General features: G+C 68.0%; 26 protein-coding genes. 14 read left to right on the top strand and 12 right to left on the bottom strand.

Going from position 1 to position 24,836, the window contains the following annotated elements; translation table 11 throughout:
* Window positions 1-101: 101 nt before the first annotated feature.
* Together NI1_RS11660 and NI1_RS11665 are read right to left on the bottom strand one after the other, a co-directional pair.
* On the bottom strand, window positions 102-1,310 hold the full coding sequence (locus NI1_RS11660) for a benzoate/H(+) symporter BenE family transporter (protein WP_067818416.1): 1,209 nt from the start codon (window positions 1,308-1,310) through the stop codon (window positions 102-104).
* An 86-nt stretch (window positions 1,311-1,396) separates the two neighbouring features.
* On the bottom strand, window positions 1,397-1,930 hold the full coding sequence (locus NI1_RS11665; protein WP_067818418.1) for an Lrp/AsnC family transcriptional regulator: 534 nt from the start codon (window positions 1,928-1,930) through the stop codon (window positions 1,397-1,399).
* Between the two features lie 181 nt (window positions 1,931-2,111).
* Between NI1_RS11665 and pdhA the strand changes: the two genes are divergently transcribed.
* From pdhA to NI1_RS11680, 3 genes are read left to right on the top strand one after another with little or no spacing between them, the layout of a single operon-like run.
* A complete protein-coding gene (pdhA, locus tag NI1_RS11670) occupies window positions 2,112-3,191 on the top strand; it encodes a pyruvate dehydrogenase (acetyl-transferring) E1 component subunit alpha (RefSeq protein WP_067818421.1) in 1,080 nt (359 codons plus the stop codon).
* Complete coding sequence (locus tag NI1_RS11675) at window positions 3,188-4,171, top strand: alpha-ketoacid dehydrogenase subunit beta (protein ID WP_067818425.1); 984 nt, start codon at window positions 3,188-3,190, stop codon at window positions 4,169-4,171. Before pdhA ends, NI1_RS11675 begins: the two co-directional genes overlap by 4 nt.
* 45 nt (window positions 4,172-4,216) lie before the next feature.
* Window positions 4,217-5,860 (top strand): dihydrolipoamide acetyltransferase family protein, encoded by a 1,644-nt coding sequence (locus NI1_RS11680; protein ID WP_067818632.1) that lies wholly within the window; start codon window positions 4,217-4,219, stop codon window positions 5,858-5,860.
* Here NI1_RS11680 and NI1_RS11685 read toward each other — a convergent pair.
* A complete protein-coding gene (locus tag NI1_RS11685) occupies window positions 5,857-6,339 on the bottom strand; it encodes an acyl-CoA thioesterase (protein WP_067818428.1) in 483 nt (160 codons plus the stop codon). The two genes, NI1_RS11680 and NI1_RS11685, sit on opposite strands and share 4 nt — an antisense overlap.
* An 86-nt stretch (window positions 6,340-6,425) precedes the next feature.
* A complete protein-coding gene (locus NI1_RS11690; RefSeq protein ID WP_067818429.1) occupies window positions 6,426-7,382 on the bottom strand; it encodes an AraC family transcriptional regulator in 957 nt (318 codons plus the stop codon).
* A gap of 92 nt (window positions 7,383-7,474) precedes the next feature.
* Between NI1_RS11690 and NI1_RS11695 the strand changes: the two genes are divergently transcribed.
* Window positions 7,475-8,314 (top strand): NAD(P)H-binding protein, encoded by an 840-nt coding sequence (locus NI1_RS11695; protein ID WP_439957247.1) that lies wholly within the window; start codon window positions 7,475-7,477, stop codon window positions 8,312-8,314.
* 137 nt (window positions 8,315-8,451) lie between these two features.
* On the top strand, window positions 8,452-9,753 hold the full coding sequence (locus NI1_RS11700) for an MFS transporter (RefSeq protein ID WP_067818432.1): 1,302 nt from the start codon (window positions 8,452-8,454) through the stop codon (window positions 9,751-9,753).
* Window positions 9,754-9,780: 27 nt separating this feature from the next.
* Here NI1_RS11700 and NI1_RS11705 read toward each other — a convergent pair whose 3' ends face one another.
* On the bottom strand, window positions 9,781-10,323 hold the full coding sequence (locus tag NI1_RS11705) for a MarR family winged helix-turn-helix transcriptional regulator (protein ID WP_067818434.1): 543 nt from the start codon (window positions 10,321-10,323) through the stop codon (window positions 9,781-9,783).
* 80 nt (window positions 10,324-10,403) lie between these two features.
* Here NI1_RS11705 and NI1_RS11710 point away from each other — a divergent pair, with 80 nt between their 5' ends.
* Window positions 10,404-11,837, top strand: a complete 1,434-nt coding sequence (locus NI1_RS11710) for an MFS transporter (protein ID WP_067818436.1) — start codon at window positions 10,404-10,406, stop codon at window positions 11,835-11,837.
* Window positions 11,838-11,997: 160 nt separating this feature from the next.
* Here the strand turns inward: NI1_RS11710 and NI1_RS11715 are convergent, their stop codons facing one another.
* From NI1_RS11715 to NI1_RS11725, 3 genes are read right to left on the bottom strand one after another with little or no spacing between them, the layout of a single operon-like run.
* Complete coding sequence (locus NI1_RS11715; RefSeq protein ID WP_067818439.1) at window positions 11,998-12,636, bottom strand: Type 1 glutamine amidotransferase-like domain-containing protein; 639 nt, start codon at window positions 12,634-12,636, stop codon at window positions 11,998-12,000.
* A 4-nt stretch (window positions 12,637-12,640) separates the two neighbouring features.
* Entirely contained in the window at window positions 12,641-13,462 is an 822-nt protein-coding gene (locus NI1_RS11720; RefSeq protein WP_067818441.1) for a maleylpyruvate isomerase family mycothiol-dependent enzyme, read from the bottom strand.
* A gap of 17 nt (window positions 13,463-13,479) precedes the next feature.
* Window positions 13,480-13,923, bottom strand: a complete 444-nt coding sequence (locus tag NI1_RS11725; protein ID WP_067818444.1) for an HIT family protein — start codon at window positions 13,921-13,923, stop codon at window positions 13,480-13,482.
* Window positions 13,924-14,252: 329 nt separating this feature from the next.
* On the opposite strand from NI1_RS11725, the gene NI1_RS11730 reads away from it, so the two are divergent.
* The 5 genes from NI1_RS11730 (at window position 14,253) to NI1_RS11750 (ending at window position 18,650) form a co-directional block, all read left to right on the top strand.
* Window positions 14,253-15,374, top strand: a complete 1,122-nt coding sequence (locus tag NI1_RS11730; protein WP_067818447.1) for a Re/Si-specific NAD(P)(+) transhydrogenase subunit alpha — start codon at window positions 14,253-14,255, stop codon at window positions 15,372-15,374.
* Window positions 15,374-15,691, top strand: coding sequence for an NAD(P) transhydrogenase subunit alpha part 2 (locus NI1_RS11735; protein ID WP_067818449.1), 318 nt, complete (start codon window positions 15,374-15,376; stop codon window positions 15,689-15,691). Before NI1_RS11730 ends, NI1_RS11735 begins: the two co-directional genes overlap by 1 nt.
* A gap of 3 nt (window positions 15,692-15,694) precedes the next feature.
* Window positions 15,695-17,107 carry an NAD(P)(+) transhydrogenase (Re/Si-specific) subunit beta gene (locus tag NI1_RS11740; protein WP_067818452.1) on the top strand — a complete coding sequence of 471 codons (1,413 nt, stop codon included), beginning with the start codon at window positions 15,695-15,697 and terminating at the stop codon, window positions 17,105-17,107.
* A gap of 106 nt (window positions 17,108-17,213) precedes the next feature.
* A complete protein-coding gene (locus NI1_RS11745) occupies window positions 17,214-17,789 on the top strand; it encodes a TetR/AcrR family transcriptional regulator (protein ID WP_067818455.1) in 576 nt (191 codons plus the stop codon).
* 72 nt (window positions 17,790-17,861) lie between these two features.
* Window positions 17,862-18,650, top strand: a complete 789-nt coding sequence (locus tag NI1_RS11750; RefSeq protein WP_067818458.1) for an SDR family NAD(P)-dependent oxidoreductase — start codon at window positions 17,862-17,864, stop codon at window positions 18,648-18,650.
* On the opposite strand, the gene NI1_RS11755 is transcribed toward NI1_RS11750, so the two are convergent.
* Both NI1_RS11755 and NI1_RS11760 read right to left on the bottom strand, forming a co-directional pair.
* Window positions 18,647-18,967 carry a GroES family chaperonin gene (locus NI1_RS11755; protein WP_067818461.1) on the bottom strand — a complete coding sequence of 107 codons (321 nt, stop codon included), beginning with the start codon at window positions 18,965-18,967 and terminating at the stop codon, window positions 18,647-18,649. The genes NI1_RS11750 and NI1_RS11755 overlap by 4 nt on opposite strands.
* A gap of 24 nt (window positions 18,968-18,991) precedes the next feature.
* Window positions 18,992-19,591: a TetR/AcrR family transcriptional regulator gene (locus NI1_RS11760; RefSeq protein WP_067818639.1), complete on the bottom strand. Its 600-nt coding sequence runs from the start codon at window positions 19,589-19,591 to the stop codon at window positions 18,992-18,994.
* A gap of 194 nt (window positions 19,592-19,785) precedes the next feature.
* Here NI1_RS11760 and NI1_RS11765 point away from each other — a divergent pair, with 194 nt between their 5' ends.
* The 3 genes from NI1_RS11765 (at window position 19,786) to NI1_RS11775 (ending at window position 23,034) form a co-directional block, all read left to right on the top strand.
* Window positions 19,786-21,228 carry an MFS transporter gene (locus tag NI1_RS11765; protein ID WP_067818641.1) on the top strand — a complete coding sequence of 481 codons (1,443 nt, stop codon included), beginning with the start codon at window positions 19,786-19,788 and terminating at the stop codon, window positions 21,226-21,228.
* Between the two features lie 90 nt (window positions 21,229-21,318).
* Window positions 21,319-22,638, top strand: a complete 1,320-nt coding sequence (locus NI1_RS11770) for an FAD-binding oxidoreductase (RefSeq protein ID WP_067818644.1) — start codon at window positions 21,319-21,321, stop codon at window positions 22,636-22,638.
* A 105-nt stretch (window positions 22,639-22,743) separates the two neighbouring features.
* A complete protein-coding gene (locus NI1_RS11775) occupies window positions 22,744-23,034 on the top strand; it encodes a GNAT family N-acetyltransferase (protein WP_067818647.1) in 291 nt (96 codons plus the stop codon).
* Here the strand turns inward: NI1_RS11775 and NI1_RS11780 are convergent.
* Both NI1_RS11780 and NI1_RS11785 read right to left on the bottom strand, forming a co-directional pair.
* Window positions 23,031-23,372 carry a hypothetical protein gene (locus NI1_RS11780; RefSeq protein WP_067818463.1) on the bottom strand — a complete coding sequence of 114 codons (342 nt, stop codon included), beginning with the start codon at window positions 23,370-23,372 and terminating at the stop codon, window positions 23,031-23,033. The two genes, NI1_RS11775 and NI1_RS11780, sit on opposite strands and share 4 nt — an antisense overlap.
* Window positions 23,373-23,525: 153 nt before the next feature.
* Window positions 23,526-24,683: an acyl-CoA dehydrogenase gene (locus tag NI1_RS11785; RefSeq protein ID WP_067818466.1), complete on the bottom strand. Its 1,158-nt coding sequence runs from the start codon at window positions 24,681-24,683 to the stop codon at window positions 23,526-23,528.
* Between the last annotated feature and the right edge of the window lie 153 nt (window positions 24,684-24,836).

Raw genomic sequence — 24,836 nt, forward strand, 5'->3', positions numbered from 1 at the left:
TCCGCACCTGAAGACGTCGCCCCCACCCTACGCAGCCCGCTCCGCCGCCGCGCCGAAAGCCCACCCACGCCCCCGCGACCACGGCCGGGGGGCGGTGCTCGTCAGGTGGCGGGACGCAGCAGCCAGCGAACGATCAATCCTGCGACCAGGGCCCAGAAGGCGGCACCGATGCCGAGCAGGGTGACACCGGAGGCGGCGACCAGAAAGGTGAGGGCGGCCGCGGAGCGGTGCTCGGCCGGGGTGAGGGCGGCGGTCAGGGCCGCCGCCAGGGTCGCGATCAAGGCAAGGCCCGCAACGGTTTCCAGGACACCCTTCGGGGCGGCGGCGACCAGGGTGACGAGGGCTCCGGAGGCGAGAGCGAGGACGAGGTAGCCGAGGCCCGCGGTGAACGCGGCGATCCAGCGGCGTTTCGGGTCCGGGTGCGCGGCCGGGGCGGCGGAGAGGGCGGCGCTGATGGCGGCCAGGTTGATGGCGTGCCCGCCCGCGAACGCGCCGAGCACGGTACCGAGGCCGGTGACGCTCATGGCCGCCCGCCACGGAACCTGATAGTCGAAGGTCTTCATGACGGCGGTGCCGGGAATGTTCTGCGCCGCCATGGTGACGATGTACAACGGAACCGCGACGCCGATCAGCGCCTGCCAACTCCAATGCGGCACAGTCAATTCCACGCGCGGCACCATGGCCGCGAAGTCCAGTGCGCGATGGGTGACGACGATGTCGATCGTCGCGCCCGCGGCCGCCACGGCGAACGCCGCGAGCACCGCCCAGCGCGGCGCGAACCGCTGCAACAGCAGCCACGTCACGATGACCGGCACCACCACCGCCGGGCTCACCGTCAACGCCTTCACCGGCGCGAGGCACAGCGGCAGCAGCACACCCGCCAGCATGGCCTGCGCGATCTCCACCGGAATCGCCGCGATCAGCGCGCCCAGTCGCTGCCAGAAACCGGTCAGCACAATGAGAATCCCCGCCACCACGAACGCGCCCACCGCCGCCGGCCAGCCGCCCGCCACCATCCCGGTGCTCGCCAGCAGCGCCGCCCCGGGCGTGGACCAGGCCAGTGTGATCGGCATTCGATAGCGGCGGCTCAGCACCAGCATCCCCAAGCCCTGCGTGACGCAGACCGCGAGCAGCCCCGAAGCCGCTTGCCCCGCAGTAGCTCCCATGGCGGTCAGCCCGGCCAGCACCACCGCGAACGAACTGGTGAAACCGACCAGCGCGGTGACGATCCCGGCCCCGATCGGCTGCCCGATCCCGGTTTCGGGCGCGGTCTCGACCGCCGGCGAGTCGCTGGTTGTGCTGGTACTCATCGCGCCATCGTGGCGGTCCAGTCACCCCCGAGTCAGCGGCCAATCGCCCGAAACTGGACTGAATTACCGCACGCGCGTCACCGCGGTCAGCGCAGGTCGAGGTCCTCGGCGGGGCGGGCGGGGGCGGTGTCGGCGCCGGCGAGACGGTTCAGCAGGGAGGTGGTGCGGGGACCGACGAGCGAGCGCATGATCAGGGCCATATTGGTGCGTTCGACACCGGGGATCTCGAGAATGTGGCCGGTGATCCGGTAGAGGTCGTCGGCGTCCTGCGCGACCACGCGGACCGTGAGATCGGTGGGGCCGGTCATCCCGCAGACCTCGGTGACCTCGGGAATCTCGGCCAGTTCGGCGACCACGGAGTCGAGTTGATGCTGGTCGACCACCACCGCCACGAAGGCCGAGAGGGGGTAGCCGAGGGCGCGCGGTTCCACCCGGCGCTCGAAGCTGGCCAGGACGCCGTTGGTCTCCCAGCGCGCCAATCTGGCCTGCACCGTATTGCGCGAAAGACCCAGGCGGGCCGCGAGTTCCACGCCGGTCGCGCGGGGGTTGGCGACCAATTCCAGCAACAGCCGGGCATCGGTGGCGTCGATCGTTCCGGTAGCGGGCTCCCTACTGGACATGTCAGGCAGTATGACACCCCCCACCCCGGTTCAACCGAGCATTCTGCTCAGTTGCCGTGTCGGTGCTTGCGCAGTTCGCCCGAAGGAGGATGCTGTGTGATACAGGACACACACCGGTTGCTCACAGGACACAATCCTCCGGCGATGACGGTGTACCCGGTGTTTCGAGGAGGCGATACCCATGCCCGAGAAGAACGCCTATCCGGTGCAGTTGATCCAGCCCGACGGCCGGCGCGTGCACGATCGCGTCCACGCCCCACTGGTCGCCGACATCGATGCCGAACGTTTGCGGGCCATGTACACCGACATGGTGATCGCGCGGCGGATCGATACCGAGGCGACCGCGTTGCAGCGGCAGGGTCAGCTCGGATTGTGGCCGCCGCTGCTCGGGCAGGAGGCCGCGCAGATCGGCTCCGCGCATGCGTTGCGCGCCGACGATTATGTGTTCTGTAGTTACCGCGAGGCGGGCGTGGCCTGGTGCCGCGGCGTGCCGCCGGAGCAGATGACGACGCTGTGGCGCGGGGTCGCGCACTCCTGCTGGGATGCCGACGCGGTCAAGATGACCAATCCGGCGATCGTGGTGGGGGCGCAGGGGTTACACGCCACCGGATACGCGTTCGCCGCACATCTCGAGGGCGCGGAGATCGCCACCATCGCCTACTTCGGGGACGGGGCCACCAGCCAGGGCGATATCGCCGAGGCGCTCGGGTTCGCGGCGAGCTGGAGTGCGCCGGTGGTGTTCTTCTGCCAGAACAATCATTGGGCCATCAGCGCGCCGGTGCGGGTGCAGAGTGCGACGCCGATCGCGCGGCGGGCCGTCGGCTACGGGATTCCCGGGGTGCAGGTGGACGGGAACGACGCGCTGGCCGTGCTGGCGGTGACCCGGCAGGCCCTGATTCGGGCCCGGTCCGGCGGTGGGCCGTCGTTCATCGAGGCCATCACCTACCGGATGGGGCCGCACACCACCGCCGACGATCCCACCCGGTACCGCACCGCCGCTGAACTCGAACTGTGGCAGCGGCGCGATCCCATCGATCGATTGCGGCTGTTGCTGCAACGAGAAGAGCTGTGGGACAGCGACTTCGAACAGGAGGTGGCGGTGCGCGCCGATGCGGTGGCGGCGCGGCTGCGCAGCGCCACCCTGAACATGCCGGACCCGGAGGTCACGCAACTCTTCGAGCACGTCTATGCCACCCCGCACCGGCTGATCGAGGAAGAACGCCGCGAGTACACCGCCTACCTGGAGGGAGCCCAGTCATGAAGACGACATTCGCGGGCGCGATCAACTTCGGGTTGCGCCGGGCCTTGGAGGACGATCCCAAGGTGGTGCTCATGGGTGAGGACATCGGGCGGCTGGGCGGCGTGTTCCGGGTGACCGATACGCTGCAAAAGGATTTCGGGAACAATCGGGTCATCGATACCCCGCTGGCCGAATCCGGAATCGTGGGAACGGCTTTCGGAATGGCCTTGCGGGGGTTGCGGCCGGTTTGTGAAATTCAGTTCGACGGATTCGTGTATCCGGCCTTCGACCAGATCGTCAGCCAGGTCGCCAAAATCCACTATCGGACGCGCGGAAAAGTGGTCGCGCCCATCACCATTCGCATTCCGTTCGGTGGCGGGATCGGGTCGGTGGAGCATCATTCGGAATCGCCGGAGGCGTATTTCGCGCACACCGCCGGGCTGCGGGTGGTGTCGCCGAGCAATCCGGCCGATGCGTATCTGATGATCCGGCAGGCCGTCGCGCTCGACGATCCGGTGGTGTTCTTCGAACCGAAACGGCGGTATTGGGACAAAGCCGACGTGGATTTCGCGGCGCTGGACCGGGACGGCGGATTGGCCCTGGACCAGGCGCGGGTCTGCGTCAGCGGGACGGACGCCACCGTCGTGGCCTACGGCGGCACCGTCGCCACCGCGCTCACCGCCGCCGATATCGCGGCGTCCGAAGGGCATTCGCTGGAGGTGATCGATCTGCGCAGCTTGTCGCCGATCGATTTCGACACCATCGAAACCTCGGTGCGCAAGACCGGGCGACTGGTGATCGTGCACGAAGCCCCCGTATTCGGCGGGCTCGGCGCGGAAATCGCCGCCCGCATCACCGAACGCTGCTTCTACCAGCTGGAATCGCCGATATTGCGGGTAGGCGGGCACGACATCCCCTATCCCCCCGCTAAACTCGAACGGCACCACCTGCCCGACCCCGACCGCATTCTCGCCGCGGTCGATCGCACGCTCGCCGCCTAATCGGTCACGCACGGAGGAAGCTCGGTGGATAATCAGCGTCAGGTCATGGAATTCCGGCTGCCCGATCTCGGCGAGGGTTTAGCGGACGCCGAATTGGTGTCCTGGTCGGTGGCGGTCGGCGACACGGTCGAGCTGAACCAGATCATCGCCGAAGTCGAAACCGCGAAAGCACAGGTGGCACTGCCCAGCCCGTACGCGGGCACCGTGACGGAACTGCTCGCCGAACCCGGCGAAACGGTATTGGTCGGCGCGCCCCTGATTCGCATAGCGACCACGGCGGCAGCACCGGCGGCCGAATCCGACGCGACCGTCTCCGGAAGCGCTTCCGGCTCAACGCATCCCGAGTCGACCGTCGGCTCCCCGCACCCTGAGACAGCCGTGTCCGCCACCTCCGAGCAGGCGGGCGGGCGGCAGTCGGTGCTGGTGGGCTACGGCCCGGAGAACGAAGGCGTCTCCCGCCGTGCCAGAGCGGCCGCGGCGCGGGGTATGGCGACTCCCAGGGAGCGGGGTGTGGCGCGCATCCTGGCGGACGCCGGGGCGCCCGCGGGGGCTCCGATCGGCGGAAACGGAATGGCAGCAGGTACTTCCGCGACGGCGGAAGCACACGCCGGCGCGAGTACGGCCGAGCGCGAGGCGGATGCGACCGGTCGGCCTGCCGCCCCAGCCGACGCGGGTGGCCCTGCCGGCCCCGGCGCGGAGGCTGGAACGGAGTCCGGCGCGAGTTCGAGGCCCGCCACCGGCGGACCGAATTTCCCTGCACGCGAGTCCGATTCGATGCGAGCCGCCGCCACCCCGGCTGCGCGCAGGCTCGCGCGGGAGATGGGGGTGGATCTCGGGACCATTCCGGGCTCCGGGCCGGGCGGAGCCGTGCGGGTGGAGGACCTGGCCGGGGCGCAACCGCAGCCGCGGGCCGATCACATTCCGATCCACACCGCACCGCCGGTGACGTCGATGAGCACGACGGGCTCGGCGCGGGCGAATTCCGGCGAGCGTGAGACGCGTACGCCGATCGCTGGGATCAGGAAGCGGACAGCGGCAGCGATGGTGGCCAGCGCGCAGCACATTCCGCAGGCGAGTGCGTTCGTGACGACGGACTTCACGGGGTCGATGGAATTGCTGGATCACTTGCGTGCGACGACCTCGTTCGCGGGGTTGACGCTGACGCCGCTGGCGCTGGTGGCGAAGGCGACGCTGGTGGCGCTCAGTGAGTTCCCGGAGTTGAACGCCTACTGGGACGAGGCGGATCAGCAGATCGTCACCAAGCATTACGTGAATCTGGGGATCGCGGTGGCCACCGAACGGGGGCTGCTGGTGCCGAATCTCAAAGAGGCGCAGGGGTTGAGCCTGCGGGATCTGTGCGTGGCGATCGGGAAGGCGGCCGAGACGGCGCGGGCCGGGACGGCGACGCCCGCGGATCTCACCGGCGGTACCTTCACCATCAGCAATGTCGGGGTGTTCGGCGTGGATACCGGTGTGCCGCTGGTGAATCCGGGCGAGGCGGGGATTCTCTGCCTGGGCTCGATCCGGAAGCGGCCGTGGGTGCATCGCGACGAATTGGCGGTGCGGTGGGTGACCACGCTCGGGCTCAGCTTCGATCACCGGTTGATCGACGGCGAACAGGGTGCGCGGTTCCTGGCGAATGTGGCCGCGCTGCTGGAGGATCCGCTCACCCTGCTCGGGCGGGTCTAGCTGTCGGCGGCGGCGGTGACCACGAGAGGTTCGACCGCCCTGCGGATCTCGTCCGGAATCGGCACCGGCTTGCGGGTCGTCTCGTCCACGTAGACGTGCACGAAGGTGCCGGTGGCGGCGAGCTCGAGATCCACGCCGTCCAGGCGGAAGATGGCGAGCTCGTAGCTGATGCTGGAATTGCCGAGGCGGGCGACGCGGATACCGACCCGCAGCTGATCGGGGAAACTGACCGACCCGACGAACTTGCAGGACGTCTGGGCCACCACCCCGATCGCGGGTAGGTCCCGGATATCGGTGCCGCTGGCATGAATGAGGAACGCATTCACCGCGGTATCGAAGTACGAGTAGTACGTCACGTTGTTGACGTGCCCGTAGTGGTCGTTGTCCGCCCAGCGCGTCGGCATGGGCCAGAGCACCGGGTATCCCGAGTCCGAAGTCACCCGCCCGACGATAGCGGCGGTCCGGCCGCCACTCGTCATCCCGGCATGGTTTCAGCCGGGATCCACATCCGTCACCGTGTGGATTCCGGCTGAAAGCGTGCCGGAATGACGTGGTTGAGGTCGCGTTACGCCGAGCGCTGGTCCGTACCGTTGCGGTGATCGCGCGGGCTGACGCCGTAGTGGCGTTTGAACGCGGTGCTCAGGGCGAAGGCGCTGCCGTAACCCACACGGCGGGCGATGGATTCCAAGGTCGCATCGGATTCCTGCAACAGGTCGGCGGCCAGCGCCAGCCGCCAATCGGTGAGGAAGGCCATGGGCGGTTCGCCGACGAGCTCGGTGAAGCGGCGGGCCAGGGCGGCGCGGGAGACGCCCACCTCGGCGGCGAGCGAGGCGACGGTCCAGCCGTGGGCCGGATTGTGCTGCATGAGGCGCAGGGCCTTGCCGACCAGCGGGTCACCGTAGGCGTGATACCAGGCGGGGGCGTCGGCCCGGGAGAACCAGGCGCGCAGGGTGGCGATGAGCAGCAGATCCAGCAGGCGATCGAGCATCGCGCCTTGCGCGGGCAGGTCTTTGCCCGCCTCGTCCACCAGCAGGTCCAGCACCCGGGAGTCGATATCGCCGCGATTCAATACGGCGATCGGGGGCAGCGCGCGCAGCAGCCGGCGACTGGCCGCGGATTCCTGCTCGTAGGTGCCGGTGACCAGCACGGTCTGGGCGTCGGCGCTGGTCCCCCAGCTGCGCACGCCCAGGCTGAGGGTCTCGCACAGCACCTCCCCCTCGGGGGTGGTGGTGATCTGACCGGGATGAATGATCACCTGCGGGGCGGTGCCGGGGTCGTCAGCCATGGTGTAGTGGTCGGGTCCGCGGAAGACCGCGATGTCCCCGGCCCGCAATTGCCGCGGCGCAACCGGCTTGCCGCCCTTGGGATCCGGCAGCACCCAGCCGCCGCCGCGCACCACCGCCACCAGGGTCAGCGGTGCTTCGTCCCGGATACGTAGTGACCAGGGCGGATCGAACGATGAGCGCATGACGAATGCCGCCCGCGCGCGTGGACCTTCGAGCAGACTGGCCAGCGCATCCATAACGAAGACGATGGCAAATGCGAGCGCGCTTCTCAACCATGTTTCGTCTCGAGTATCCGCGATGTACTTGTCACATGATGATCAAAGACATTGTGAGCAGCGAAAATACCGTCCTGGTGCTGGGCGCCACCGGTAAGACGGGTAGCCGGATCGTGCACCGGCTGACCGCGCTCGAGGTACCGGTGCGGCTCGGATCCCGCACGGCGGCAATTCCGTTCGATTGGCAGGACCGCGGCACCTGGGGCGCCGCGCTGGCCGGCATCGACGCCGTCTACCTCGCCTACCAACCCGATCTGGCGGTGCCCGGCGCGCCCGCCGATATCAAGGCGCTGTGTGCCGCCGCGGCCGCCGCCGGGGTGCGCCGGCTGGTGCTGCTGTCCGGGCGCGGTGAGCCCGAAGCCCTGGAATGCGAAGCGATCGTGCGGGATTCGGGCCTGGAGTGGACGGTGGTGCGCTGCGCCTTCTTCGCCCAGAACTTCAGCGAGGGCGCATTCATCGACTACATTCTGGCGGGCGAAGTGGCCATGCCCTCCGGTGACGTACCCGAGCCCTTCGTCGACGCCGACGATATCGCCGACGTGGCGGTGGCGGCACTGACCAAGGACCGGCACATCGGCGAGATCTACGAGCTGACCGGGCCGCGCGCACTGACTTTCGCCGACGTGGTCGCCGAGATCGCCCGGGCCACCGGACGCGAGATCGCCTTCATCCCGTTGACCCGGACCGAGTTCGTGGACACCCTCACCTCCTACGGCGTCCCCGGCGATGAGGTCAGCCTGCTCGACTATCTGTTCGGCACGGTGCTGGACGGCCGCAACTCCCACCTCACCGACGGCGTGTTCCGGGCCCTCGGCCGCGCCCCGCGCGATTTCGCCCAGTACGCCCGCGACGTGGCGTTTTCCGGTGTCTGGCCGGTCACAGTGCAGGCATAACTTGTCGGTGCCCGGGCATACGATCAATACGAAACAGCTTGAAGTTCACAGGATTCGGATCCCCGCCCGCTGCGTCGGCGCAGCCGCACCGGGCCGGGGGTGACGAGGAGCCACCGATCTTCGGTAGCGTCGTGCCGATGGCCGCCGCGACGCCCGCTCCTCCGATCCGAAAAGCGCGACTCGCCCTGTTCGCGGTGTTCGGCCTCAACGGGATGCTGGCGGCCATCTGGATCGTCCACATCCCGGCCGTCACCGAGCGCACCGGGGTAACCCACACCGCCCTCGGCATGCTCATCCTGCTGATAGCGGTCGGGGCCATCACCGGTATGCAGACCGCGGGCCCCCTGGCAGACCGCCTCGGCAGCCGCACCCTCACCGCTGCGGCCGCGAGCGCATTGTCGCTGTCCATCATCGGCCCGGGCCTGGCGAGCAACGCGGCGACGCTCGGAATCGCCTTGGCCGCCTACGGTTTCGCCGCCGGGGCGCTCGACGTTTCGATGAATTCCCAAGCCGTCGAGGTGGAACGCGCCTATGCGCGGCCGATCATGTCCGCCTTCCACGCCTTCTTCTCCCTCGGCGGGCTCGCCGGATCCATCGCCGGCGGCGCGGCGCAGCACGCCGGATGGAATATCCACCTCACCCTCGCCATCTCCGCCGGATTCGGCCTCGCGCTGGTGGCGATCTGCGCGCCCCGACTGCTCCCCCGGCCCCGAACCGCCCCCGCCGCAACCGAACCCGATCCGCAATCCGGCCGGTCCACCGTGGCGGGCGACGCGCAGGCACCGCTGGACATGCACGTGGACTTCGTTCCGGCGCGGGCGGGCACTTCGCGTCCGGACGGCGAAGCGGAACCGGCCGGATCCGGCGGCGGCCGTTGGGTTTCGCGAAAAGTGCTGGCACTGGGCGTGATCGCGTTCGCGCTGCTGATGGCCGAGGGGGTGGCGGCGGACTGGAGCGCGCTGCAATTGCGGGATCGGCTGGGCGTCGATATCGGGACGGCGGCGCTGGGGTTCGGCGCGTTCTCGACCACGATGACGGCCGGGCGGTTCGCGGCGGATCGGGTGAGCGGGCGGATCGGCCCGGTCGCGGTGGTGCGGTGGGGAACCCTGCTGGCCGCAATCGGTTTCGCGCTCGTCATCGCCTCGCCGTGGCTGCCGGTGACCCTGCTGGGCTGGGCACTGTGCGGGCTCGGACTCTCCGGCGGCGTGCCGCAGGTGTTCAGCGCCGCCGGGAATCTGGGCTCGGCGACCGCCGCCACCGATATGTCGCGGGTGTTCACGCTCGGCTATCTGGGTTTCCTGGCCGGGCCGGCGATTATCGGGTGGCTCAACAAAGCGGTGCCGCTGACCGCAGCCATGACGGTGCCGTTGGCGGCAATGCTGTTGTGCGCCTGGGCCGCCGGCGTCGCCGCACCGGCCTCGGCGGAACCACGGAAGTAGCCCCGGCCTCCTTCGCGAGGGCCGCGGTCAGTCCTCGACCCGGGCGGCTCGCCGTTCGCGCGCGCCCATACCGAAATCGCCGATGGATTCGGCGTGATCGAGGAAGTCATCCACCATGCGGTGATTCAGGACCGCGAGTGCGCTCAGGTCCTCGGTGGTCCAGTCCGACAACGCTTCCCGCATCCAGCCGCGCAGCACATCCCGCACGGCGTCCACGGCCTTGCGTCCCCGCTCGGTCGGTTTCACCCGTTGTGCCCGCCGGTCGTCGGGGTCCGCGACCCGCTCGACGTAGCCCGCTTTTTCGAGCCGCTGGATCTGCCGGCTCACATGCGGGGCCTCCACATCGAGCCGAGTCGCCAACTCGCCCAGCCGCATCGGCTCCTCGGCGTCGGCGAGCAGGCGCAGCAGCGGCACGCTGGCCCGATCCATGGTGATTCCGCACTGGGTCATGGCGCGGTCGTGGCGGCGCACGCGGGTCAGCAGGTAGGCGACGCGCGCCAGCGCGCGTTCCAATTCGACGATGTGACCTGCGTCAACTTCGGGCGCGGAGGTGGCTTCCGGGGGCGGCATGTGGTTATCTTACGAAACCCATTTACTTAATTTTGGTAAGTAATCCAAAGGGAAAGTAAACCGTAAGGATCAGCGCTCCCATGACAACGACCTCAGTCGGTCCGGCCGTCGACACGAAAGCCGACGACCCCTCCAAGGCCCACCTGGGCCTGACTCTGCTCGCTCTCTGCGCGGCCGGCCTGGTCGTCTCGCTGCAACAGACCGTCGTCATCCCGCTGCTGCCGCGGATGATCGTCCAGCTGCACACCGACGTCTCCGGCGTCACCTGGCTCTTCACCGCCTCGCTGCTCACCGGCGCGGTCTGCACTCCCCTGCTGTCCCGCTTCGGCGACATGTACGGCAAGAAGCCGATGGTGCTGACCGCCATGGGGCTGCTCATCGTCGGCTCGGTCATCTGCGCCTTCGCCGATTCGCTCGCCGTCTACATCGTCGGGCGCGCGCTCCAGGGCGTCTCGGCGGCCATGATTCCGCTGGCCATCGGCATCATTCGCGATACCTTCCCGCGCGATCGGCTGGTCGGCGCCATCGGCGTCGTCTCCGGCACCATGGGCGTCGGCGGCACCGTCGGCCTGCTCGCCACCGGCATCATCGCCGACCACACCCAGAACCCGCACCCCGTGTTCTGGTTGACCGCGGGCCTCGGCGTCGTCGCGACCGTGCTGATTCAGGTGAGCGCCAAGAACAATGGCGTGCGGCACGGCGGCAAGCCCGACTTCATCGGCGCGGCGCTGCTCGCCGGATTGCTGATCTGCCTGTTGCTGGGCATCAGCGAAGGACCGCGCTGGGGCTGGGGTTCCAGCTCGGTGATCGGGCTCTTCGTGGCCGCCGCGGCGCTCACCGCCGTATGGGTCGTGGTGGAGCTCAAGGTCGCCCAGCCGCTGGTGCGGTTGCCGCTGCTGGTCGGACCGCAGTCGCTCTCGGCCAACCTGGCCTCGGCGCTGCTCGGCTTCGCCATGTTCGGATCCTTCACGCTGATCTCGAATTTCATCCAGACCCCGGCCGACAAGGTCGGGTACGGGCTCTCCGGTTCGGTGCTCGCCGTGGGTCTCTACGGCATTCCGAGCGCGGCGCTGATGACGTTCTTCTCCTTCCGCACCGGCAAGATCTCGGCCAAGATCGGGCCGGCGTACACGCTCGCCATCGGCGCGGCGTTCGCGGGCGCGTCCATGGCGTGGCTGGCGATCTCGCACGACCACGGGTACGACATGGTGATCTCGCAGATCTTGCAGGGCACCGGATTCGGTATCGGGTACGCGGCGCTGGGCACCTTGGCGGTGCAGCACGTGCCGATGAGCGAGAGCGGTATCGCCTCGGGCATCAACTCGCTGGTGCGGACCGCGGGTGGTTCCATCGCGGGCGCGGTCACGGCGTCGATCCTGTCCGCGCACCTCATCGCCGGTACCAAGGTGCCGAGCGTGAACGCCTACGTCGCCAGCTTCGCCATCCTGTCGGTCGGCGCGTTCCTGACCGCGGCGGTCGCGGTCGGTCACGGCCTGCGGCACAAGGGCGAATGAGCTGACGCTCTTTCGAGCACAAAGATGTTCCGGCCCCACCGCTTACAGCGGTGGGGCCGGAATCGTTTGTGGTGGAGGGCTCACCGCTCACCGCGGGTGCCGACCGGAATCGCTGGTGGCGAGAAGGCCCCGCGCTGGCGGCGGCGGGGGCGATCTCGTCTCAGGTGAGGAGTTCCAGGCGGTCGCCGTCCACGACCACCACGTGATCGTCGGTCAGCGCCCAGTGCGGGGTGCCCGCGGCGATATAGGAGCGCACCAGTTTTCGCGAGAGCCCTTGGGGGTCGGTGGGGGAATCCAGGTGCGGGACGATCGCGCGGTCCACCAGACCCAGGCCGTCCCAGCGGGGTTCGGTGCCGCAGGCGGTGCGGACCTCGGCCGGATCGTCCATCGCCTCGATGCCGTGCAGGTCCGGGGTCAGGACGCAGGCGCCGGCGCTGTAGCCCGCGTAGACCAGGGCGTCGGCGGCGAGCAGGCGGGTGAGGGCGAGATCGGCTCCGCTGCGGGCCATTTGGACGCGGAGCACGAAGGTATTGCCGCCGCGCACCCAGACCATCGGATAGGCGGCGAGGGCGCTCTCCACCTCGCCGGGGCGGTCCACGTATTCGCGCAGGTCGAAGACTTCCGGGTGGAAACCCGAGCGGCGCAGGGGAACCAGATCGCTGGTGACCGCGCTCTGCCAGGCCGAGGGCCAGGCGTCACAGGCATTGGCGATGACCGCGACCCGGCCCGGCTCGCCGACGAGGGAGAGCAGGCGGTTCTGATGCGCACCGAAGCGGTAGCTGGACAGGAAGAGCCGCACGGCGTCAGATGGTGAAGGTCAGGGCGCGGATCAGGCGCTCGCCCAGGTCGGTGTCGCCGGTGACGGAGTACGCCCCGGAGTGCGCATCGGCGGTGGTGCGGCCGCCGCGCAGGCGGGCGAACAGCTCCGAACCCAGGGTGAGCACGAGAGTGGCCGGGGCGTCGAGGGTTTCGACCAGGTCGGCGCGACCGCCGTCCACCGCGACATGCAGGGTGCGCGACACCGGACCGGTCAGTTCGAAGGCGATGCGGGAGCCGTCCTGCGCCTTGGCCCCCTTGACCACGGCACGCCCGAGCGCAGGCAGCGATTCCTCGAAGGCGATCGCGCCGCGCTGCCCGCCTTCGTCGACGGTGACGCGCAGGCCGTCGGCGATATCGTGCTCGTGCATCCAGCAGTCGAACAGGCGGATGCGCATGAACCGGCCGTAGGGGGCCATGCCCACCGGGGTCGGCACCAGCGCCGCCCACTCCTCGGGGCTGATCTGTTCCAGTGCTTTCACCCGGCGGCCGGTGACCTCCAGAAATCGTTCCAGCAGTTGCGAACCGGTGAGCGGGCGCAGCGCCTGGATCCACTTCTCGTTGAGCGCGCCGATGTCATTGCGCACGTGCCCGAATCCGCTCACGTCCAGATCCGGTGCGGGCTCACCGAGCAGCAGCGATTCGGTGCCGACGATATGCGCGACCACGTCGAACACGGTCCAGCCCGGCAAGGCCGACGCGGTGCGCCAGCTCTTCTCGTCCAGTCCGTCCACTAGCCGGGTGAGCGCGTCCCACTGGTCGGATAAGGCGGAGGTAATGACGGCCCGGTCCGGCACCGTGTCGGTCATGCGCTGGCTTCTTTCATCTAAACGGCCTTCTCTTCGGCAGCGAGCCGGTCCAGGCCGGTTCGGATGGCGGCTGCGGTCTCTTCGCGGTCGTGCGGGCGGCGCAGGACGAACCCCTTGGCGAAGGTCAGGGTGTCCCCCTGCTGCCGGGGTACCACATGCAGGTGCACGTGATGCACGGTCTGGAAGGCGGCCTTGCCGTCGTTGATCAAGAGATTGGCGCCGTCGGCGGCGAGATCGCTGCGCCGCATGGCCTTGGCGAGGCGGTGCCCGAAGGCGAACAACTGTGCACCGAGCGCGGGGTTCAGCTCGTCCAGATCGGTGGCATGCCACTTGGGGATAACCAGGGTGTGCCCACGGGTGATGGGACGGATGTCGAGGAACGCCATCAGGATGTCGTCCTCGTGGATCTTGGTCGCGGACGCGGTGCCCGCCACGATCCGGCAGAAGATGCAGCCGCTCACCCTGCTGACATTACGGCGTAAGGGTGATCCGCGACACCCCGGAGGGAATCCCCTAGCGCCCCAACTGCATACACACCTTCCGGTTGGTATCGCACATTTTCATCGGTACTTGTGGCCGGTCGGGCAGGTGTCCGAGCATTGGGATGTGGAGAATTTTCGTTCCACTATGTGATGTCCATCTCCGCTATCCTCACCGCGGACCAGGTACAGTAGCGAGAATTCTCACGAACTTACTCATGAGTAAGTTCGGCCCACCGTTGGACCGGTGACGCGGCCCATCAAGCAGAACCAGGGTGGCCTGGGCTCACCACGAGAAGGAAGTTTGACAAGTGGACACAACGCAGAGCGCACAGACGGCTGCTGCGCCCCGCGGTGCGCGCGTCGGCGTGGTTCGTGAGACGAACCCGGACGAACGACGCGTCGCATTGGTGCCGAAGATCATTCCGGCCCTGCTGAAGCAGGGTGTGGAGGTGGTCGTCGAAGCCGGTGCCGGTCTGGGCGCACTGATTCCCGACGAGGCGTACACCGAAGCCGGTGCGACCATCGGCGATCCGTGGAGCGCCGAGGTCGTCGTCAAGGTCGCCCCGCCGAACGACGCCGAGATCGCGAAGCTCTCCTCCGGCCAGACCTTGATCGGATTCCTGGCCCCGCGCAATGCCGACACCAAGATCGGCGCACTGAAGGCCGCGGGCGTGCAAGCCTTTGCGGTGGAAGCGATTCCGCGCATCTCCCGCGCCCAGGTGATGGACGCACTCTCCTCGCAGGCCAACGTCGCGGGCTACAAGGCCGTGCTGCTGGCCGCCTCGGAATCCACTCGATTCTTCCCCATGCTGACCACCGCCGCGGGCACCGTGAAGCCGGCCACCGTGCTGGTGCTGGGCGTGGGCGTGGCCGGACTCCAGGCGCTGGCCACCGCCAAGCGACTCGGCGGCCGGACCACCGGTTACGACGTGCGGCCCGAGGTCGCCGACCAGGTTCGCTCCGTCGGCGCGCAGTGGCTCGACCTCGGCATCGACGCCGCCGGTGAGGGCGGGTACGCCCGCGAACTCACCGACGAGGAGAAGGCCCAGCAGCAGCTGGCCCTCGAGAACGCCATCAAGGGCTTCGACGTGGTGGTCACCACCGCGCTCGTCCCCGGCCGCCCGGCCCCGCGCCTGGTCACCGCCGCCGCCGTCGAGGGCATGAAGCCCGGCAGCGTGATCGTGGACCTCGCCGGTGAGACCGGCGGCAACTGCGAGCTGACCGAACCCGGCAAAACCGTTGTGCGCCACGGCGTCACCATCGCCTCGCCGCTGAACCTGCCGGCCACCATGCCGGAGCACGCCAGCGAGCTCTACTCCAAGAACATCTCCGCCCTGCTCGAACTGATGCTGAAAGACGGTGCGCTGGCGCCCGATTTCGAGGATCAGGTGCTGGCGGACTCCTGCGTCACGCGCGAGGTGGAAGCCTGATGTACACCGAACTGCTGGCGAATATCGCGATCCTGGTGCTCTCCGGGTTCGTCGGCTTCGCCGTCATCTCCAAAGTTCCCAATACCCTGCACACCCCGCTGATGTCGGGCACCAACGCCATTCACGGCATCGTGGTGCTGGGCGCGCTGGTGGTGTTCGGCAAGATCGAGCACCCGTCGGTGCTCATGCAGATCATTCTCTTCGTCGCGGTCGTGTTCGGCACGCTGAACGTGATCGGCGGCTTCGTGGTCACCGACCGCATGCTGGGCATGTTCAAGGCGAAGAAGCCTGCCGCGCAAGAGAAGGCGAGCAAGTAAGCCATGGACAATCTGGTCAATATTCTCTACATCGTCGCCTTCTCGCTGTTCATCTACGGCCTGATGGGCCTGACCGGTCCCAAGACGGCGGTGCGCGGCAACTGGATCGCCGCGGTCGGCATGGTGATCGCGGTCGTCGCGACCTTCATCTCCATCCGCGACACCAATAACTGGATCATCATCGTGGCCGGTCTGGTGGTCGGCATCGGCCTGGGCGTGCCCCCGGCCCGCTTCACCAAGATGACCGCCATGCCGCAGCTGGTCGCCGCGTTCAACGGCGTCGGCGGTGGCACCGTGGCGCTCATCGCGTGGGCCGAATTCCTGGAGACCGACGGGTTCTCCGCGGTGCACGAACAGCCTTCGGTGCACATCGTGATCGGTTCGCTCTTCGCGGCCATCATCGGCTCGGTGTCGTTCTGGGGCTCGGTCATCGCCTTCGCCAAGCTCCAGGAACTGCTGTCGGGCCGCCCGATCAGCGTGGGCAAGCTCCAGCAGCCGCTGAACCTGCTGCTGCTCGCGGGCTCCATCGCCGCGGCCGTGGTGATCGGCATCGGGGCCACCAAGGACGGTGTGCCGCAGTACTGGATGATCCTGCTGCTGGTGCTGGCCGGCATTCTCGGCCTGATGGTGGTGCTGCCCATCGGCGGCGCGGATATGCCCGTGGTCATCTCGCTGCTGAACGCGCTCACCGGTTTGTCCGCCGCCGCGGCCGGTTTGGCGCTGAACAACACCGCCATGATCGTGGCCGGCATGATCGTCGGCGCGTCCGGCACCATCCTGACCAACCTGATGGCCAAGGCCATGAACCGCTCCATCCCGGCCATCGTCGCCGGTGGATTCGGTGGCGGCGGAACGGCTCCCAGCGCCGCCGGCGGCGAGCAGAAGCAGGCCAAGGCCACCTCCGCGGCCGACGCGGCCATCCAGATGGCCTACGCCAACCAGGTCATCGTGGTCCCGGGTTACGGCATGGCCGTCGCTCAGGCCCAGCACGCGGTCAAGGAGATGGCGGCGCTGCTCGAGGCCAAGGGCGTCGAGGTCAAGTACGCCATCCACCCGGTCGCCGGTCGGATGCCCGGCCACATGAATGTGCTGCTGGCCGAGGCCGAGGTCTCCTATGACGCCATGAAGGAAATGGACGACATCAACGGCGAATTCGACCGTACCGATGTCGCCCTGGTCATCGGCGCCAACGATGTCACCAACCCGGCCGCCCGCGAGGACGCCTCGTCCCCGATCTACGGCATGCCGGTGCTGAACGTCGACAAGGCCAAGTCGGTCATCGTGCTCAAGCGCTCGATGAACTCCGGCTTCGCCGGCATCGACAACCCGCTGTTCTACGCCGACACCACCTCCATGCTGTTCGGCGACGCCAAGAAGTCCGTCGGTGCGGTCACCGAGGAGCTGAAGGCGCTGTAAGCGCGGCTCACGCAAAGAGATTCGGCCCGCGCCCCTGCCAGGGCGCGGGCCGAATCTTTCCTCTTGTTCTTGACCACGAGGTCAAGAATGGAGTACCGTCGCTGACGTGGGCAGGCCGCGCAACTTCGAAACCGACTCCGTGGTGGAGGCGGCGATGGAGGCGTTCTGGACCCACGGATACGCGAATTGCTCGCCCGCACAGCTGGCCGAGGCCACCGGGATCGGAAAAGGCAGCCTGTACAACGCTTTCGGAAGCAAGCGGGAGCTGTTCGATCTCGCGATGGCCAGATATGACCGAGCGGGAGTTGAACTCGCACAGGGGATCCTGTCCCAGCCCGGGACCGCCCGGGAGCGATTGACGGCCTGGTTGCGATTCCTGGTGGACAGCGATCTGGAGGCTCCGGTTCCGCGTGGCTGCCTCGTGGTGAATACCGCCATGGAGCTCGCGGGGCAGGACACGGCGGCGACCAAGGCGGTGCGAGATGCGTACGAGCACATGGTCGAAGCCTTCGAGGCACGCATCGAGCAAGGGCAGCGCGAGGGCGATGTACGCGCCGAAGTCGATGCTCGCGCGTATGCGGAGTACTTGATGACCACGGCCGGCGGACTCCGCGTCACCGCCAAGGTGTCGGACGCCGAGACCATGTACCGGATCATCGACACCACCCTGTCCACACTCTGAAATCGAGGTCGCGACCTGCGGCCTTTTCTTTTGCCCTAGTTTTTGACCTGTAGTTCAAGAAAGGCACACATCATGGATCTCGGATTGAACGGCAAGACCGCGCTCGTCACCGGCGCCAGCCGGGGCATCGGACTGGCCATCGCCGAAACGCTGGCCGCGGAGGGCGTGCGGGTGGCCGGCGTGGCCCGCACCATCACCCCGGAGCTCGAAAAAGTCGCGGCGGCAACCGTTTCCGCCGATCTGAGCACGACCGCGGGCGCGGTCGCGGCGGTCGGGACGGCCCTGCGAGAGCTCGGCGGGATCGACATCCTGGTCAACAATGTCGGCGGCGGCGACGGCGACAAGCTGAGCCTCGACGGGTTCCTGGACACCGATGACGAACAGTGGCGAATCATGTTCGACCTCAACCTGTTCGGCGTGGTGTCGACCACCCGGGCGGCGCTGCCGAGCATTATCGAGCGCCGGGGCGCGGTGGTGAACGTGGCCTCCATCAACTCCCGCATCCCGGCGGTCGGCCCGGTCGGCTACAGCGAGGCCAAGGCGGGGCTCAGCTCGTTCAGCAAGCGGCTCAGCGAGGAGTTCGCGCCCGCCGGAGTGCGGGTGAACACCGTATCGCCGGGCGTGGTCGGGACCTCGATCTGGCGCGGCCCGGACAGCCTGGGCGCGCGGCTGTCCTCGACCAATGGCGTTGCGCAGGAAGAGTTCCTGGCCGCGGTACCCGCCCAGTTCGGCATCGCCTCGGGACGCATCTCCGAAGCCGACGAGGTGGCGGCGCTGGTCACCTATCTGGTCTCGGAGCGGGCGGGCAATATCGTCGGCGCGGACTTCGTGATCGACGGCGGGACCATCAAGACCATCTAGAGGTACAGGCCGGTGCCGTGTTCGGGGTGGGTATTGGCGACGGCGTGCAGATCGCGTTCGCGCAGCACGTAATACGCCTGTGCGCCGACCTCCACCTCGAACTGGTCATCGGCGCTGAAGAGCACCTGATCGCCGACCGTCACGGCGCGCACGTGCGCGCCGACACCGCAAACCTCGCCCCAGGACAGGCGTTTGGCCACCTGCGCGGTGGCCGGGATGAGAATGCCGCCGCTGCTGCGCCGCTCGCCCGCCTCGGGGCTGAGCTTGACCATCACCCGGTCGTGGAGCATCTGAATCTCTAGCTTGGCATCGGACACCGCGGCAGTGTAACCGCGCGGGAATCAGGAGGCGGGCGGGGGCGGGGCGACGATGCGCCGGATGGCGTCCTTGGTCCAGGCGCGCATGATCTCCGGATCCGCCGGGCCGCCGCTGTCGAGGGTGAACAGGGTGACCTGCGGGAGGGCCATCGGGTAGTTGATGACGCTCATCAGCTGGAGCAGGACGAAGCCGGGGGGCATATCGTCGCGGATCAGGCCCTTGCCCTGGGCGATCTCGATCTTGGTGCGCTTCTCGTGGTAACGGCCGCAGCGGCGTTCGTCGCCGGAAGCCTTCTCCGCGCCCAGTTCCAGGGCTTCCCACATCAGCAGGCGCAGGAATTCCGGGTTCCGGCGGTGGTAGTCGATGTGCTCGTCGATCCAGGTGTCGAGATCCTCGATATCGGTGGTGACCGAGCCCGCGACATCGAGCATGGCCTTCTCCAGGACCTTGTGGAAGAGCTTCTCCTTGTCGCCGAAGTAGGCGTAGATGAGTTGCTTGTTGGCCTGGGCGTTCTTGGCGATGCGGTCGACGCGCGCGCCCGCGATGCCGTACTCGGCGAACTCGGCTGTCGCGGCATCGAAGATGCGCGCCTTGGTCGCTTCGGGATCGCGGATACCGGCCATGGGATTCATGGTAACCAACCAACTGGTTGACAAGTAGGGCGAGCGGGTGGAATATCAACAACCAACCGGTTAGTTACAACCTTGGAGACTCGAAGAAAACGGGGCGGGGGCCAAGCCCCCGAACCCCCTAGGACCGCAACGCCGCACCTCATCCCCTCCCTCGGCCCACTTCTCGGGAGCACACCGTGACCACCATGCAGACCCGTCCTGCCCCAACACTTTCCGCACCCGGAATCGACCCGAACCGCTGGCGCGCCCTGCCCGTCATCCTCACCGCCATGTTCATGGCCATGTTCGACTACTTCGTGGTCAATGTGGCGGCCTCGTCCCTACAGCACGATCTGCACGCCGGGGAAGCCGCACTGGAGCTCGTCGTCGGCGGGTACGGCTTCGCCTACGCCTCCGGGCTCATCACCGGCGGGCGGCTCGGCGACCGGTTCGGGCATCGGCGCATGTTCCTGATCGGCATGATCGCCTTCGCCATCGCCTCGCTGCTCTGCGGATTGGCTTGGGACGCTTGGTCCCTCGTCGGATTCCGGGTGTTGCAGGGCATTACCGCCGCCGCCCTGGTGCCGCAGATGCTGGCCCTGATCAACACCATGTTCCCGGTCGAGGAGCGCCCCAAGGCGATGGCCGGATTCGGCGCCACCGTCGGACTCGGCGCGGTGTCGGGGCAGGTGCTCGGCGGCGTGCTGCTCGACCTGGACCTGTTCGGGTGGGGCTGGCGGACCATCTTCTTCATCAACCTGCCGATCGGCATCGTCGCGGCGGTGCTGGCCGCGCGGTGGCTGCCGCGCACCGAACAGACCCGGCGGCCCAAGATGGATCCCGTTGGCGCGCTCGGCATCTCGGCCGCGCTGGCCATGGTGCTCATCCCCGTCACCCTGGGCCGCCCCGAAGGCTGGCCGGTGTGGACCTGGGTGTCGATGGCCGCGGCGCTGCCGGTGCTGCTGCTGACCCTGCGCTACGAGAACCGGCTGCTGCGCGGCGGCGGCGAACCCGTGCTGGACACCTCGCTGGTGCGGGATCGCGTGTTCGGGGCCGGAATGATCGTCTCCGGCGGGTACCTGGCCTTCTTCGCCGGCTTCATGCTCTGCCTGACCCTGCTGTTGCAGAACGGGCTCGGCATGTCGCCGCTGGCCGCCGGACTGGCCTTCGCGCCGCTGGGCCTGACCTTCGCCACCACCTCGTTCTTCGCCCGCAAAGTCGCTGAGCGGGTGGGGAATCGGGTGATCGTGATCGGCGCGACCGTCAGCCTCACCGGCATGCTCCTCACCATGGCCACCCTGGCCTGGTACGGGTCGGCGATCAGCGCCGCCGCGCTGATTCCGGGCATGATGCTGGTCGGCGCGGGCAACGGCCTGTCGATTCCGTCGACCATCGGAGCCGTGCTGTCGACCGGTACCATTCCGGCGCATCAGGCCGGGATGGGTGCGGGGGTGCTCACCACCGCACAGCAGTTCGGCAATGCCATCGGGGCGACCGTGCTCGGGACCGTGTTCTTCGGAGCGGTCGGAAACGCGCACGGGGTGGGCGATTTCGTGCACGGCATGGAGATCGCCGGGCTGGCGGCGCTGGGCATCATCGCGGTGGTGCTGGCCTCGGCCCTCGTCCTCGCCCGGCCGACCGCGCGCTGAGGTTTCCGGACAAAACCAGCGGGAGCACGTAGCTTTCAGAACGTGGACCCGAACCAGCTCGACACCCTCCGCCAACTGCTGCCGGACGGCATGGTGGTGACCGATCCCGACATCCTGGCGGCGTACCGGCAAGACCGGGCGCTGGACCCGGAGGCCGGGATCGGTCTCGCCTTGGTCCGGCCGCTCACCACCGCACAGGTTTCCACTGTCGTCCGATGGGCACACGAGCATCGTGTGCCCATCGTGCCGCGTGGAGCGGGGACCGGATTGTCCGGCGGCGCCACCGCGCAGGCGGGGGCGCTGGTGCTGAGCACCGAGAAGATGCGCGAGATCAGCGTCGACACCGTCACCCGGACCGCGGTCGTGCAGCCGGGACTGCTGAACGCGGAGGTCAAGCGGGCCGTCGCCGAGCAGGGGCTGTGGTATCCGCCGGACCCGTCCTCGTTCGAGATCTGCTCGATCGGCGGGAACGCGGCCACCAATGCGGGCGGGCTGTGCTGCGTGAAGTACGGCGTCACAACCGATTACGTGCTGGGGATGGAAGTGGTGCTGGCGGACGGGACCGCGGTGCGGCTGGGCGGGCCGCGGCTGAAGGACTCCGCCGGACTGTCTTTGACCAAACTGTTCGTGGGCAGCGAAGGCACGCTCGGCATCATCACCGAACTCACCCTGCGATTGCTGCCCGCGCAGCCGCCGCAGTCGACGGTGGTCGCCGGCTTCCCCACCATGACCGCCGCCACCGAGGCCATCCGCGCCATCACCGGCCAATTGCGGCCCTCCATGCTGGAATTCATGGATTCGGTGGCGATCAATGCCGTCGAGGACGAGCTGCGGATGGGGCTCGATCGCGGGGCCGCCGCGCTGCTGGTGGCGCGATCGGACGCACCCGGTCAGTTCGCCGGGCACGAGGCCGACATCATGCTCGCGGCCTGCGAAAAAGCCGGAGCCACCGAGGCTTTCCGCACCGACGATCCGGAGGAGGGCGAAGCCTTCTGCGCCGCACGGCGATTCGCGATCCCGGCCGTCGAGCGCAAGGGGCCGCTGTTGCTCGAGGACGTCGGCGTGCCGCTCCCCCGGCTCGGCGATCTCGTCAACGGCATCGCCGATATCGCACGGAATCGCGAGGTGCTCATCTCCGTGATCGCGCACGCGGGCGACGGCAACACCCACCCGCTGATCGTCCACGACCCGAACGACCCGGCCGAAGCCGAGCGCGCCCACCTGGCCTTCGGCGAGATCATGGACCTCGCCATCAGCTTGGGCGGCACCATCACCGGAGAACACGGCGTCGGCCGCCTCAAGAAAGCCTGGCTGCCGGACCAGCTCGGACCGGACGTGATGGCTCTCACCCGACGCATAAAGGACGCCCTGGACCCGCACGGCATCCTCAACCCGGGCGCGGTCCTCTGACCGCGCAGCGGTCCGGACAAGGGGGTCCGGGGCTTTGCCCCCGCCACCCCTTTCACGCCCCTACGGGGCGGAACAATCCCCCACACAATGGAGTTGATATCGATCATGAGCACGAGGCTGGAGCACAACACCGACGCGACCCGCTACGAGATCTTTCTCGATGACACTCTCGCGGGCTACGCCGACTACGCGGAGCGGGTCGACGGCGACACGAAAATCCGCGACATCCAGCACACCATGACGTTCCCGGAGTTCCGGGGCCGCGGCATTGCCGCCCAAGTGGTCGAATACGCGCTGAACGACGCACGCGCGGAAGGCTTTTCGATCATCCCCACCTGCTGGTACGTCGAGAAGTACATCGCGGCGCATCCCGAATACGCCGACCTGGTCGCCTAATTCGCGCGGTGGCGGCCGTCGTAGCGCGAGGACTGCGCCCGCCGCCACACCAGGAACTGCCGGTCGGCGACGCTCACCATCGCCTCGACCACCTTCTCGTTGTCGAACCCGGGTAGCGCCTGCAAACGCGCGAGAAACGCCCGGTCGGCCGCCGAATGCGGCACCACACAACCCTTACCCGTGGCCCCGATCAACACGAAGAACACGTCTTCGGCGAACGGCCCGTCGGCCGTCGTAATGATCCGTACCTCTGTCAATTCGGTCCACGCGACCTCTTCCACCCGTCCGTCGGCCAAGGTGCGCCGGACGAAGGTGTCGGTGATTTCGACTCCGGCCATGAGTCCATAGTGCCCCTCCCATGCACGGACAAACAGCCCCGAAACCACGGCTTTACCCGGGGAAGACACAAAGAAAAGCTCCGGTGACCCGGCAGGCCGCCCCAACCGCGGCCCCCGGCGTCCCGGAGCAATCCCTTAGCTACCGAAGGGTTTTCAGCGCAGGATCTGACGCGACATGACGACGCGCTGGATCTGGTTGGTGCCCTCGTAGATCTGCGTGATCTTGGCGTCGCGCATCATCCGCTCCACCGGGAAGTCGGTGGTGTAGCCGGCGCCACCGAAGAGCTGCACCGCGTTGGTGGTGACCTCCATGGCCACATCGGAGGCGAAACACTTGGCGGCGGCGGAGATGAAACCGAGGTTCTTCTCGCCACGCTCGGCGCGGGCGGCCGAGGTGTAGACCATGAGGCGGGCGGCCTCGATCTTCATGGCCATATCGGCCAGCATGAACTCGGTGTTCTGGAAGGACGCGATGGTCTTGCCGAACTGCTTGCGGTCCTTGGTGTAAGCGATCGCGGCGTCCAGGGCGCCCTGCGCGATACCGACGGCCTGCGCGCCGATGGTCGGGCGGGTGTGGTCCAGGGTCTGGAGCGCGGTCTTGAAACCGGTGCCCGGCTCGCCCACGATGCGGTCGCCCGGCACCTTGCAGTTCTCGAAGTACAGCTCGGCGGTGGGCGAACCCTTGATGCCCAGCTTGTGCTCCAGCGGGCCCACCACGAAGCCCTCGTCGTCCTTGTGCACCATGAACGAGGAGATGCCGTTGGCGCCCTTGTCGGGATCGGTGACGGCCATGACGGTGTACCAATCGGACTTGCCGCCGTTGGTGATCCAGCACTTGGAGCCGTTGATGATCCAGCCGTCGCCGTCCTGGCGGGCGCGGGTGCGCATGGAGGCGGCGTCGGAGCCGGCCTCACGCTCGGAGAGGGCGTAGGAGGCCATCTTGCCGTCGACGATATCGGCGAGCACCTTGGTCTTGAGCTCTTCCGAGCCGTTCAGGATCAGGCCCATGGTGCCGAGCTTGTTCACGGCCGGGATCAGCGAGGAGGAACCGCAGACGCGGGCGACCTCTTCGATCACGATGCAGGTCGCGACGGAGTCGGCGCCCTGGCCGCCGTAGGCCTCCGGCACGTGCACGGCGTTGAAGCCGGCCGCGTTCAGCGCGGTCAGCGCCTCCTCGGGGAAGCGCGAGTTGCCGTCGACGTCCTTGGCGTAGGGCGCGATCTCCTTCTCGGCCAGGCCGCGAATGGCCGCACGCAGCTCGTTGTGGAAGTCCTCGAGCTGGAACAGATTGAAGTCGGGGTTGCCCGCCATGAGGTGTCTCTCCTGGTCGTCGGTGCGGCACTCAGTGCCAGTTGAAGCCAACTATACGCCGCGACAGGGCGGCCACGTGCGGGTACTTCATCACACAACTCTGGCACCGAGTGTCACAACCGCTTCGCGGTCACGCGGGGAGAGATCTTCGGG

This window comes from Nocardia inohanensis NBRC 100128 (genome assembly GCF_001612945.1).
Classification (GTDB): domain Bacteria; phylum Actinomycetota; class Actinomycetes; order Mycobacteriales; family Mycobacteriaceae; genus Nocardia; species Nocardia inohanensis.